The sequence below is a fragment of the Sphingobium sp. B2D3C genome, from assembly GCF_025961835.1.
In the GTDB taxonomy this organism is placed as follows: domain Bacteria; phylum Pseudomonadota; class Alphaproteobacteria; order Sphingomonadales; family Sphingomonadaceae; genus Sphingobium.
Window position 1 is genome coordinate 2,200,296 of sequence record NZ_JAOQOK010000001.1, and the last position, 12,917, is coordinate 2,213,212.

The following is a 12,917-nucleotide window of genomic DNA, read 5'->3' on the forward strand; positions in this document are numbered from 1 at the left end:
GCTATTACGCCTTTTCCCGCAAGCGGACTTTTCAGACACGGCATCATTGCTGACCGCCCTCCGTTCGTCCTGAGTAGCTGCTGAGCCTGTCGAAGCGGCGTATCGAAGGTGCAGTCCATGACTGAGATGCTTCGATACGGTGGAGGGTGGCGAAGTCGGCTTCCCCCCACATGAGCCGATGGTCGTGCGCTCTGACCAAGTCGATAGTGGACAACGCCCTCGCGAACTCTGTCCTCGTTTAGGAGACCCCGAAAATCTCCTGATGCGCACGCTCGGCGAAGCGATCGGTCATGCCAGCGATATAGTCCGCGATATGGCGGCTGCGCTCGGGCTCGGCGGCGCCGCAACTGGCATCCCAGGCGGTCCCCATCAGCGCAGGATCGGCCTGATAGGCGCGAAACAGGTCGGTGACGATCACCCGCGCCCGCCCGGCGGCGGCAAACTGCGTCGGATGATGATAGAGATTGGCGTACATGAAGCGCTTGAGCTGGCGCTCGTCCTCCCGCATCGCATCCGAGAAGGCGACCATGGCCTGTCCGGCGCCCCGCACGGCTGAGACATCGGCCTGCTCCAGCCCATGCAGGCGCAGGTTTTCGCGCGTGGTCATGATGAGATCGTTGACCATGATGCCAATCTGGTCGCGGATCAGTTCCCGCAACAGCTGCTCGGCCGGCAGATCGGGATAGCGCGCGGTGACCTGCTCCCAGCAGCGGCGGACGAACGGCGCTTCCAGAAGCTGTTCGAGCGTTAGAATGCCGGCGCGCAGGCCATCGTCGATATCATGATTGTCATAGGCGATATCGTCGGCAAGGGCCGCGACCTGCGCTTCCAGCGACGGCCAGCTTTCGAGTTCCAGCGGAAAGGCGGCATCGATCTGCTGCATTGCCCAGTTGGGGGCCAGCACCGGGCCGTTATGCTTGGCCAGCCCCTCCATCATCTCCCAGCTCAGATTGAGGCCGGGGAAGCGGGGATAGGCATTTTCCAGCAAAGCCAGCGTGCGCAGGCAATGGGCGTTATGATCGAAGCCGCCCTGCCCGGCCAGCGCCTCTTCCAGCGCATCCTCCCCGGCATGGCCGAACGGGGGATGGCCGATATCGTGAGCGAGGCAGAGCGCCTCGGTCAGATCCTCATTGAGGCCCAGCACCCGTGCGATCGTCCGCCCGATCTGCGCGACCTCAAGGCTGTGCGTCAGGCGGACGCGATAATGGTCGCCATCGGGTGCGACGAACACCTGCGTCTTGTGGCGCAGGCGACGAAAGCTGATCGAGTGAATGATCCGGTCGCGGTCGCGCTGGAAAATGTCGCGTGGTCCGCGCGCCTCGCCACCCGGCTCGGCATGTTGACGACCCCGGCTGCGCGCCGGGTCACAGGCATAGGGGGCGAGCACGCTCACTGCGTGCCGATCTTGCTGACTTCCTCGCCGGCTTCGCTTTGCCAGAAGAACGCATCGCCACCCGCCTTGCGCAATTCGGTGACCACCGCCCGCGCATCCTCGGGGCGACGGAAGGGGCCGATCAGCAGGCGGCGCGTCTCGCCCCAGGTGGCCGTCCAGCCATCCTGCCCGGCAATCGTATCGCCATAGGTCCGGCGCAAACGGCGCAGATCGAAGGCCAGCGCAGCCGGGTCACGACCTGCCGCCAATTGCACCCAGTTGCGCGAGGGATTGGCCGCCAGCTTGGCCTTGCGCTCGGCCTCGGCCTTGCGTTCGGCCTCCGCCTTGGCGCGCGCCTCGGCATCCGCTTTGGCCTTGGCCTGCTGCGCGGCTGCCGCGACCCGGCGCTGCTCCTGAATCCGCGCGACAGCGCTCAGATCCGCGACGGCGACCTGTCGGCGCTCGCCTTCCGGCACTTCGAGCGCCTGCAGCGTGTCGCCAAGCGATCGCACCGGCTGCGGCACGGGCGCAGGTGCGGGTGCCGGTGTCGGCGCAGACGCCACCGGGGCCGGCGTGCTGGGTGCCGCCGGCGCCACGGCAGCGACCGTCGTCGGCGCAGGATTGGTTACGCGACTGGCCGGCTGTGTGGCGGGAGCGGATGATGGAGCCGGGCGCGTCGACTGCGGCGCGGGGGCGCGCGCGGCGGTCTGCACCGGCTGTTGCGGCGGTGGGGATGCTGCCGGAGCAGGCGGTGGCGGCGGTGGAAGCGGCTGGGCCGCTGCCGCCGTGGGTGCTGGTTGCTGAGCCTGAGCCTGCGACGCGCGGCGCGCGGCCTGCTGCGCGGCCCGTCGTTCTGCCGCCGTCTGACGCCGGCCGCCCCGCTCGCGCTCGGTGGTAGCGGCAACCTGCGTATCGCGGTTCCGCGCCGGCTCGGGTGCAGCCAAGCGGAGGACATCCGCCGGATACTCGCCATAATGGACCGCGGAGACCTTCTGGCTCGCGGTCAGCAGCGGCAGGCGCTGCAGATAGGGTTCGAGCGCGTCGGCAAGGCCCTTCGGCAGCGTCGTCTGCGCAATGGAGCGCGCCTCGGCCATCTGGCCGTTCATCGCCAGGACGAAGGCGCGGATACGCCACGCCTCACGGTCGCCGCTGGTCAGGGCGGGCTTCAGCTGCTGCTCGGATTCCGCGAGATTGCCGGAGACGCCCAGCGAGACCGCATAATTAAGCCGCGCGGTGTTATCATTGGGATTGGCCTGCAGGACGGCGCGATAATCCTGTTGCGCCTTGGCCTGCTGCCCCGTGAGATCATAAGCCAGCGCGCGCTCGGGCAGATGCGCTTGGGCGCTGACACCCAAGGCCGAGGCAGCATCGAAGTTCGCGGCGGCATCGGCGGGCTGCTTGAGGGCAATCTGCACGACCGCCAGACCCAGCCGGGCGCGGCCGTTGCGCCCGTCGACCATATTGGCGCGCGTGAAGAAGCCATTGGCCGCCTGAATGTCCCCCAGATCGAGCGCGGCCTGGCCGGCGCCCAACAGGGCATTCACATCCTGAGGATTACGGGACAGTGAGGCGAGATGGCGGTTGAGCGCGGCTACCGCCTCGGCTGGTGGCGTGGCCTGAACCATCCCGCCGCTTTGCGCGAACACAGGCGCTGCGATGGCCAGAGAGAGGGCCAGAATGCAGCTGGTCGACTTCACGGATACACCTCTTCTGTCCGGCGGGACGGGTCGCGTCCCGCCGTGCACAGTTTTACTGGTTGTTCTGGCGATTGAGGAAGCGTGGCACCTCAAATTCGGTGCGATCCCGCTCGCTCTCGCTCTCCTCGGCATTGCCCTGCCGTGCCTGCCCACGGGCCAGCTGCGACATGCGCTCGAACAGCGTGCCGCCGCTCGTACCCTTGCTGGCCGGCTCCTCGGCGGGCTGCGGCGGCTCTACCCGAAGCGGCGGCTCGGGCGAGACGCTGTTGTCGAGCACCAGCTCATCCTCGCCGGTGATGTCGTCGAAGGTCGACGCCGCGAAACGCGGGGCGGGCTTGGGCTCTTCCGGCTTGGGCGCCTGGAAGCTGGCAGGTGCCTCGCTGGTCGGGGCCGGGTTGAACGACTCGTTGCGCGCGGGTGCGACGCCGCCAAGGTCCAGCCCTTCGTCATAGCGCGGCGCGGGGGCAGCCTCCGGGCGCACGAGATTGGCCGGCGCCGACACGGCAGGAGCGGCCTGACGCGGCGCGGCAGCGACACCCACATCGCCCAGCTTGAACGGCTGGCTGCGGGCCTGCGCCGCGGCGCTCGCTTCATTGTCGATGCCCGTCGCGACGACGGAGACCCGGATCTTGCCGTTCAACTGCTCGTTGAATGCCGAACCCCAGATGATGTTCGCATCGGGATCGACCAGCTCGCGGATGTGGTTGGCCGCCTCGTCGACTTCCATCAGGCGCATGTCCTCGCCGCCCACGATGGAGACGATGACGCCCTTGGCGCCACGCATCGAGACGCCATCCAGCAGCGGGTTGGCGATCGCCTTCTCGGCGGCTTCGAGCGCGCGCCCGTCGCCTTCGGCCTCGCCGGTGCCCATCATCGCCTTGCCCATCTCTTCCATCACGGAACGGACGTCAGCAAAGTCGAGGTTGATGAGGCCAGGCATGACCATGAGATCGGTGATGCCGCGCACGCCCTGCTGGAGCACTTCGTCGGCCATCTCGAACGCTTCCTTGAAGGTCGTGTTCGGATTGGCGATCAGGAACAGATTCTGGTTCGGAATGACGATCAGCGTATCGACGTGCTTCTGCAGCTCCTCGATGCCCGAGTCTGCCGAGCGCATCCGGCGCGAGCCTTCAAAGGTGAACGGCTTGGTGACCACGCCGACCGTGAGAATGCCCTTTTCACGCGCGGCCTTGGCGATGACCGGCGCCGCGCCGGTGCCCGTGCCGCCGCCCATGCCGGCAGCGATGAAGCACATGTGGACGCCCTCAAGCGCCTCCTGCACTTCCGCAATGGTTTCTTCTGCGGCGGCGCGGCCGATATCGGGGCGCGAACCGGCGCCGAGACCCTCGGTAATGCGCGGGCCGAGCTGGATGCGGCGTTCCGCGGGAGAGGCATTGAGCGCTTGAGCATCCGTGTTGGCGACAATGAAGTCGACCCCATCCACGGACGCGCCAATCATGTTGGCAATCGCATTTCCGCCCGCCCCGCCGACGCCGATAACGGTAATCCGCGGCTTCAGCTCGTCCACATGGGGCGGACCGATTTCAATGCTCATCAACTATCTCCTCCGGGTGCAAACCGCACCGTCACCTTGTCGGGATTCATGCACCAGATGAGCCGCCAATTCACGTTCTTTTTAACCGCTCATCCACAATATGTTGCGGCCTGACCCTAATAGCCTGCGCGCAACGCCGCGATCAGCCGCTGGACGACCGCTCCGCCGCGCGTCGTGTGGACGCGCTGCTCGCGCAAAGGCCGCTGCAGCAGATCCTGCCGCTCCTTCGACGCATAGAGCGCGAGGCCGGCGAGCGTCGCGAAAGCCGGGCCACGATGCGCCTCGGGCATGGCATCAAGCAGCTTGGGGCGGCCGATCCGAACGGCGCGACCGAGCGCGGTCTGGGCGTAGTCCGCCATGCCCTTGAGCTCCGCGCCACCGCCGGTCAGCACCACCTGACGCCCGACCGGCGAGTGGAAGCCCATCTCGCCCAGCGCCTTGTTGACCTCAGCCATCAGCCGGTTCAGCCGCTCGCAGATGACGCCGACCAATTCGGCGCGAGTCACGCGGCGCGCTTCGGTCTGCTCAGCGCTGCTGGCGGCGGGCGCGATTTCGATGATCTCGCGAAAGTCCCGGCGCGACTGCATGGCCGAGCCGTAAAAGCACTTCATGCGCTCGGCCTGGCTGCGGCGAATGCCGAAGGCCGAGGCGATATCGTCAGTCACGTCGGCCGCGCCGATGGGAATGGATTTGAAGCCCACCAGCATGCCGCCGATGTGCAGCGAGACATTGGTGACGCCCGCCCCGAGCTCGACCAGCGCAACGCCGAGATCGCGCTCTTCGTCGGAGAGGCAGGCCGCCGCGGTGGCGACCGGCGCAGCGATGATGCTCTGCACATCGAGATAGGCCCCGCGCACGCTTGTTTCGAGATTGCGCAGTGGCGCGCCATCGGCCAGCACCACATGAATATCCACACCGAGCTGATCGGCATGAAGCCCCATCGGCCGCGCGACGCCGCGCATGCCATCGATGGTGTAGAGCGTCGGCTGCGCCTGCAGGATGACCCGGCCACCCGGGTCGATCCGCTCGCGCGCCTGATCGTACAGGCTCTCGATATCGGCCTGCTCGATCCGCCGACCGCCGACATTGATTTCTACTGGCTCGACCTTGCTCTCGATGCTGCCGCCGGAGAAGCTCAGAATGACCTTCTCGATATTGGTGCCGGCGACCTTCTCGGCCTGCTCGACGGTCTCGCGCACGGCCAGTTCGGTGCGCTCCATGTCGACCACGAAGCCCCGACGCACGCCCCGGCTCTCGCGCTGACCGGTGCCCAGCACCGCCAGCGTGCCATCCTCCTGCTTGCGCGCGATCAGCGCCGACACCTTCCAGGTGCCGATGTCGATCGCGGTAATCAGCCCATCATTGCGCGCTGCCATGCTTAGCCCTCCCCACCCGATGCAGAGGTCGTCGATCGATCCTTCTCCCCGGACGTCACGACCGCCGAATTCTTCGCCGACGTCACCGCCGGCGCTTCATCCTCTTTCTTGCCCGGCGGCAGGCGCAGCACGAACCGTGCGGGATCGCGCATGTCGAACCGCAGCACACCGCGCCCCAGCAGCCGGTCCACGCCATCCATGCGCGCGAAGTTGACCAGTGCGGCCGCAGCATCCGCATCGCCCTCGGGGAGCATCAGTTGCTCACCCGACTGAAAGCGCAGATCCCAGCGGCGGCCGCCAACCCAGGTCGCGCCGGCGAGCATCGGCTTGAGGGCTGGCGCGGCGTTCATCAGTTCGGCCAGCGCCTTGGTCCGCTTGTTGGCATCCGGCCCCACCACCAGCGGCAGATCGGGCAAGGCATTGGCCTCGACCGGGCCGAGCGCGACACCGGCGGCGTCCACCAACATCAATTGCCCGCCATTCTGCCAGACCGCAGCCGGTTGCCGCTCGACCACATCGACGATCAGCGCATCGGGCAGACGGCGGGAAATCCGCGCCTCCTTCACCCAGCCCAGCCGCATGACCTCGTTGCGCAGATTGTCGAGATCGACAGCAAGCATCGAGCGCTCGACATATTTCACGGCGATGTCGGAGACCTGCATCTCGTCCATGCGCTCGAGCCCGCGCACCTCGATCTTGGCAACGGCAAAGCCGGCGCGCCCGGCGAGATCGTTCACCTCGGCGCGCAGCATCGCCGGCAAGCCCATGAAGCTGGCGGTGACCCACAGCAGGATGAAGAGGACCAGGCCGATCCCCCAGGTCATCAACCGATTGATCTGCGCCGGACTGAGCGGAACATAGTCGAGCAGCTTGTCCAGATTGCTCCTCGCCCGCCGCGGCTTGCGGCCGGCCCGGCCGCCGCGCGCGCCGCTCGCCGAGCCGCGCTTAATCGTCGCGCTGTTCATTGCTTCCCCCCACGGTCCGCCAGAGCCTCGGCGATGATGCTCTCTACCAGCTCACCATAGCTCATGCCCAAATATTTCGCCTGCTCGGGCACCAGGCTCAACGCCGTCATGCCGGGCTGGGTGTTCACTTCCAGCAGATACAGGCCATCGAGCCCGCGCTCGTCATCCCAGCGGAAGTCCGAGCGCGACGTGCCCTTGCAGCCCAGCAGACGATGCGCCCGCAGCGCGATGTCCATCATCGCGGCGGCCATCTCGGGCGGCACGGGCGCCGGGCAGATATGGTCGGTCAGGCCGTCGGTATATTTTGCGTCATAATCGTAGAAGCCGCTCTTGGGACGCAGCTCCGTCACCGCCAGCGCCCGGTCACCCAGCACCGCGACGGTCAGTTCACGGCCGCGAATGAACGGCTCGGCCAGCAGTTGGTCGAAATCCTGCCACGGCCCCACCGCATCGCGCGCGATCGGGTTGCCGTAATTGCCCTCTTCCGTGACGATGGCGACGCCGACCGACGAGCCTTCATTGACCGGCTTGAGCACATAGGGGCGCGGCAGGGGATCGCCTGCGAACAGGCTCTCGCATTCGACGATATGGCCGCCGGGCATCGGGATGCCATGGGGCACGAGATGCTGCTTGGTGAGCTGCTTGTCGATGGCGATGACCGAGGTTGCCAGACCGCTATGGGTGTAGGCGAACCCCATGATGTCCATCAGCCCCTGCACGGTGCCGTCTTCGCCCGGCACGCCATGCAGGGCATTGAACACGATGTCGGGATTGGCCGCGATGAGCTTGGCCGGAAAATCGCGGCCCTCCGCCCGGGTCGCGCCCAGATCGATGGGCACGACCTCATGGCCGCGCGCTTCCAGCGCCTGGATGATGCCTTTCGCGCTCGACAGCGAGACATGCCGCTCGGCGGCCCAGCCACCCATGAGGACAGCGACCTTGAGACGCTTCATGCTCATTGCCCCTGCTCCTGCGCCGAACGGCCCACGCGCTGAATCTCCCATTCGAGGGTTGTGCCACTTTCTGCCTGCACGCGCCGGCGCACTTCCTCGCCAAGGGACTCGATGTCCGCACTGGTCGCGCCGCCGGTGTTGATGAGGAAATTGGTGTGCTTCTCGCTCACTTGCGCCCCACCAAGACTGAGGCCCCGGCAGCCGGCCCGGTCGACCAGCGCCCAGGCCTTTTCGCCCGGCGGGTTCTTGAAGGTCGATCCGCCCGTCTTGCTGCGCAGCGGCTGCGATTCCTCCCGCGCGGTCGCGATCCGGTCCATTTCCGCCTGAATGGTCGCCGGCTCAGCCGGCACGCCGCGGAAGGTGGCGGCAATCACCACCGCACCTTCGGGTAGCGTCGAATGTCGATAGGTGAAGCCGAGCGCATCCAGCGGCAGCACGACACGCTCGCCGGAGCGCAGGATGACCTCGGCCTCGACCAGAATGTCCTTCACCTCGCGTCCATAAGCGCCGCCATTCATGCGCACGAAGCCGCCGACCGTGCCGGGAATGGAACGCAGGAACTCAAGTCCGCCAATACCCGCATCGCGGGCGGTGGAGGAGACCAGAATGCCGGAGGCGCCCCCGCCGCACCGCAGCGTCTGCGGCGCGCTCTCCTCGACGCGCGCGAAGGCTTTGCCGAGCCGCACCACCACGCCGGGCACGCCGCCATCGCGAACGATCATGTTGGATCCAAGGCCCAGCGCCATCACCGGCACCGAGAGATCCAGCGCCGAGAGGAACTGCGCGAGGTCATCCGCATCCGCCGGCTCGAACAACCAATCCGCCGCACCGCCTGCCTTGAACCACACCAACGGCGCGAGCGGCGCACCGCGCGTCAGCTTGCCCCGCACGGCAATACCGTCGGGGTTCAGGTGTCGATCGACATTCACGGAAGCGGCAGGATTCATCAGGAGCGACCGCTCCACCAGCCGGACCAACGCCCGATCAAGTCGGCCTGGGCCTTGCCGGCGCGGTTCATAGCTTCACCCATGTCGAGCGCGGCCTGCCCCATGCCCTTCGGCCCCATGGCGGCATGGCTCTCGACGGCGTCGATCATCTCGCGCGCCATGTCGAGGCTCTTGCCATGCACCTCGATCATGCGCTCCTGCATCTCCAGGCCAATGCGCATCAGCTCCCACATCAGCCGCGCCCCTCGCCCGATGCCGCGATGGCCGGCGCCAGACCGGCCGCCCATTTGGTGATGTCGCCCGCGCCGAGGCAGACGATCATGTCATCGGCCTTCAGATCCGCGGCGAGCGCATCGGCGAGCGCATCGGCATCGCCGATGGTCTGCGCCGCGCGATGGCCGCGACGCTTGAGGCCGGCGACCAGCGCATCGGCATCCACGCCCTCGATCGGTTGCTCGCCGGCCGGATAGACGGGCGAGACATAGACCATGTCGGCATCATTGAAGGATTGCTGGAACTCGTCCATCAGATCGCGCAGCCGCGTGAAGCGGTGCGGCTGCACCACGGCGATCACCCGGCCCTGCGCGCCCTCGCGGGCCGCCGCGAGAACCGCGCGGATTTCGACCGGATGGTGGCCATAATCATCGATGACGACGGCCCTGCCGCCGCCCGTCTCGATCTCGCCCACCTTGGTGAAGCGCCGCTTGACGCCGCCGAAGCTGGCGAAGCCGGTCTGGATGGTCGCATCCTCAATGCCCATCTGCAGGGCGACGCCAATGGCGGCCATGGCATTCAGCACATTGTGCCGGCCCGGCATCGGCATGGTGATGTCGGCAATGCGTCGCGTCGAGCCATCACGCTCGCGGATCTGCACGTCGAACATATTGCCACCGGGAACGGGCCGGACATTCTCGCCGCGCAGGTCGGCCTGCGCGGAAAAGCCATAGGTCACGATCCGCCGATCCTGCACGCGCGGCAGGATCGCCTGCACCTCCGGGTGATCCAGGCAGAGCATGGCCGCGCCATAGAAGGGCACATTCTCGACAAACTCGACGAACGCATCCTTCACCGCATCGAACGAGCCATAATGATCGAGATGCTCGGGATCGATGTTGGTGACGACGGCATAGGTGCCGTCCAGCCGCAGGAAGCTGCCATCGCTCTCATCGGCCTCGACCACCATCCAGTCGCTGTTGCCGAGGCGCGCGTTGGAACCGTAGCTGTTGATGATGCCGCCGTTGATGACGGTGGGGTCGATGCCGCCGGCATCCAGCAGCGCCGCGATCATCGAGGTGGTCGTGGTCTTGCCGTGCGTGCCCGCCACCGCGACGGTGGATTTGAGCCGCATCAGTTCGGCCAGCATTTCGGCGCGGCGGATGACCGGCACGCGGTTCTCCAGCGCCAGTTCCACCTCGGGATTGCCGCGCTTGATCGCGGTGGAGGTCACCACCACGGCGGCATCACCCAGATTCTCGGCCTTGTGGCCGATCATCACTTTGATGCCGAGATCGCGCAGATGCTGGATGACATAGCCTTCCGACATGTCGCTGCCCTGCACGCTGTAGCCCATATTGTGCATCACCTCGGCGATGCCGGACATGCCGATGCCGCCGATGCCGATGAAGTGGATCGTGCCGATATCCGTGCCGACGCCCTTCATGCGCCCGCTCCCGCGAGGCCAGCCATGCGCGGCGCTTCTGCGGCCCGCACGGTGTCGATGGTCTGCGGCGCGGGGCCGAAGCTCTCGATGAGATCGCACATGTCCTTCACCGCATCCGGGCGGCCGCAACGATGCGCGCGCTTGGCAGCGTTTTGAAGCGCACCCGGTTCCATCGCCAGTTTCTGCATCTGGCGGGCCAGCTCGGCGGGCGTGAACTTGCTCTGGTCGATCGCGCGGGCGCCGCCCGCCTTCACCATCTCGAGGACATTATAGGCTTGGTGGTTATCCATGGCACTCGGCAAAGGTATGAGGATGGCGGGGCGCCCCGCGGCGGTGAGTTCGGCAATGGTCGAGGCGCCGGCGCGCCCGATTACGAGGTGCGACCAGGCGAGCTTGGTCGGCATGTCCTCGATATAGGTCGCCAGATCGGCGGGAATTTCCATCTCGGCATAGAGCGCGCGGACCTGCTCGATGTCCTCGGGCCGGCATTGCTGCGTGACCTGCAGCCGGCGGCGCAGGCTGATCGGCAACATGCCAAGCCCGGCCGGCACGACTTGCGAGAGGATCGACGCGCCCTGGCTTCCGCCGGTGACCAGCAGGCGCAGCACGCTCTCATCGGAGAAGACCGGGAACGGCTCGTCGCGCAGGGCCAGGACGGACTCCCGCACCGGATTGCCGACCAGATAGGTCTTGTCCGCATGGCGTTTGGCGAGGCGCTTCACATCGGGATAAGCGGTCGCAATCGCAGCCACCTTGCGGGCCACCAGCCGGTTGACGCGGCCGAGCACCGCGTTCTGCTCATGCACGATCGCCGGTATGCCTTCCGCAAAGGCGCCGAGCATCGCCGGCAGCGCGGGATAGCCGCCGAAGCCCACCACAGCGGCCGGCTCGAAGGTCGAATAAAGCTGCCGGGCCATGGCGCGCCCTTCGAGAATGGCCTTAAAGCCCCTGATCCAGCCGGAAATACCGCCGGACATGCGGCCGGCCGGCAGCACATGCGTCTGCACATCCTCGAACAGGCCCGGAATCTTGGCGCCGCGCTCGTCCGTAATCAGGGCGACGCGGTGGCCCCGCGCCATAAGCTCCTGCGCGATGGCATGGGCCGGCATCATGTGCCCACCCGTGCCACCGGCAGCCAGAACATAATGCCGAAAAAGGCTCATCGCCCGCTCCATGTGACGACGTAGGGGGAGCGCGACATATACGGGTTCCGCCGAGTGAAGGCCAGCAGCAGGCCGATGCCCGAGCACAAGGCGATCATCGAGGAGCCGCCATAGCTGATGAACGGCAGCGTCATGCCCTTGGAGGGGAAGATGTGAATGTTCACGCCCATATTGATAACCGCCTGCACGCCCATCACGAAGACAAGGCCGGAGGTTGCCATGACGATGAATGGATCTTCCTCATCCAGCAGTCGCAGCAGCACCCGCACGATGATGGCGAGATAAACGAGCGCAATGGCGATGCAGGCGATCAGGCCGAACTCTTCCCCGATCACCGAAAAGATATAGTCGGTATGGGCCTCGGGCAGATTGAACTTGGCGGTGCCGCCGCCGGGGCCGACGCCGGTCAGGCCGCCGCGCGTGATGGTCGCATAGGCCAGCTGCACCTGATCCGGCCCCGCCGCCGGATCGACGACCGGGTTAAGGAAGGAATCGATGCGCTCGCGACCATTGTCGTAGAAGAGATAAGTCAGCACGAACAGGCCGAGGCCGCCGCACGCAAAGCCCGAGAGGAGCTTGATCGAGGCGCCGCCCACCAGCAGCAGCGCCCCCCAGCAGGCCACGAAAATGACCGTCTGGCCGAAGTCCGGCTGCCGCATGAGCAGGAGGGCGACGATGCCGGTCAACATGCCCGTCAGCGGGATCACCGGCAGCGAGGGATCACGCGCGCGCAGCGACAGCAGCCAGGCAATGGCGACAACGAAGAAGGGCTTGAGAAACTCCGAGGGCTGGAAGCGGAAGGCGCCGCTGCCCAGCCAACGCGAGGCACCGTTCACGCTCGTCCCGATGATCGGCACCAGCACCAGCATCACCGCGAACAGCGCCGCCAGACCGACCGCCAAGCGGCGCGCCTGGGTGCGCGGGAGCATGGAAATCACGATCATCAGCGGCAGACCAAGGCCGATCCACATGAGCTGGCGATAGAAGAAATAGAGGGGCGAGAGCGAGGCCGAATGGGTCGACAGCTTGGCCGCCGCCACGGGCGAGGCCGCCGCGACCGCCACCAGCCCGATCGCGATCAGCACCACGATGAGGCCGAGCAGCACTCGGTCGATCTCCCAGAACCAGATCGCCAGCGCGGTCCGCTCGCGCGGCATGGGCTTGCCGGGGCGGGCGCGCAAAGGAGACAAGGCGACATCGAGCGGCGGCGCGGTAACCGGCTTCGCCGC

General features: G+C 66.7%; 11 protein-coding genes. All 11 read right to left on the reverse strand.

Going from position 1 to position 12,917, the window contains the following annotated elements; all coding sequences use genetic code 11:
- Positions 1-238: 238 nt before the first annotated feature.
- Entirely contained in the window at positions 239-1,393 is a 1,155-nt protein-coding gene (locus M2339_RS10275; RefSeq protein ID WP_264606329.1) for a deoxyguanosinetriphosphate triphosphohydrolase, read from the reverse strand.
- Positions 1,390-3,069: an SPOR domain-containing protein gene (locus M2339_RS10280; protein ID WP_264586686.1), complete on the reverse strand. Its 1,680-nt coding sequence runs from the start codon at positions 3,067-3,069 to the stop codon at positions 1,390-1,392. Before M2339_RS10280 ends, M2339_RS10275 begins: the two co-directional genes overlap by 4 nt.
- Positions 3,070-3,121: 52 nt before the next feature.
- A complete protein-coding gene (gene ftsZ / locus M2339_RS10285) occupies positions 3,122-4,624 on the reverse strand; it encodes a cell division protein FtsZ (protein WP_264586685.1) in 1,503 nt (500 codons plus the stop codon).
- 116 nt (positions 4,625-4,740) lie between these two features.
- A complete protein-coding gene (ftsA, locus tag M2339_RS10290; RefSeq protein ID WP_181558870.1) occupies positions 4,741-6,000 on the reverse strand; it encodes a cell division protein FtsA in 1,260 nt (419 codons plus the stop codon).
- Positions 6,001-6,002: 2 nt separating this feature from the next.
- Positions 6,003-6,965: a cell division protein FtsQ/DivIB gene (locus M2339_RS10295; protein WP_264586683.1), complete on the reverse strand. Its 963-nt coding sequence runs from the start codon at positions 6,963-6,965 to the stop codon at positions 6,003-6,005.
- Positions 6,962-7,924 (reverse strand): D-alanine--D-alanine ligase, encoded by a 963-nt coding sequence (locus M2339_RS10300; RefSeq protein WP_264586682.1) that lies wholly within the window; start codon positions 7,922-7,924, stop codon positions 6,962-6,964. Before M2339_RS10300 ends, M2339_RS10295 begins: the two co-directional genes overlap by 4 nt.
- Complete coding sequence (gene murB, locus M2339_RS10305) at positions 7,921-8,865, reverse strand: UDP-N-acetylmuramate dehydrogenase (RefSeq protein ID WP_264586681.1); 945 nt, start codon at positions 8,863-8,865, stop codon at positions 7,921-7,923. The genes M2339_RS10300 and murB overlap by 4 nt, the downstream gene beginning before the upstream one ends.
- Positions 8,865-9,098 carry a hypothetical protein gene (locus M2339_RS10310; RefSeq protein ID WP_264586680.1) on the reverse strand — a complete coding sequence of 78 codons (234 nt, stop codon included), beginning with the start codon at positions 9,096-9,098 and terminating at the stop codon, positions 8,865-8,867. The genes murB and M2339_RS10310 overlap by 1 nt, the downstream gene beginning before the upstream one ends.
- The gene (gene murC, locus M2339_RS10315) at positions 9,098-10,525 is read right to left on the reverse strand and encodes a UDP-N-acetylmuramate--L-alanine ligase (protein ID WP_264586679.1); all 1,428 of its coding nucleotides are present in this window, start codon (positions 10,523-10,525) and stop codon (positions 9,098-9,100) included. The genes M2339_RS10310 and murC overlap by 1 nt, the downstream gene beginning before the upstream one ends.
- A complete protein-coding gene (murG, locus tag M2339_RS10320) occupies positions 10,522-11,688 on the reverse strand; it encodes an undecaprenyldiphospho-muramoylpentapeptide beta-N-acetylglucosaminyltransferase (protein ID WP_264586678.1) in 1,167 nt (388 codons plus the stop codon). The genes murC and murG overlap by 4 nt, the downstream gene beginning before the upstream one ends.
- Positions 11,685-12,845, reverse strand: coding sequence for a putative lipid II flippase FtsW (gene ftsW / locus M2339_RS10325; RefSeq protein WP_264572369.1), 1,161 nt, complete (start codon positions 12,843-12,845; stop codon positions 11,685-11,687). The genes murG and ftsW overlap by 4 nt, the downstream gene beginning before the upstream one ends.
- Positions 12,846-12,917: the final 72 nt, after the last annotated feature.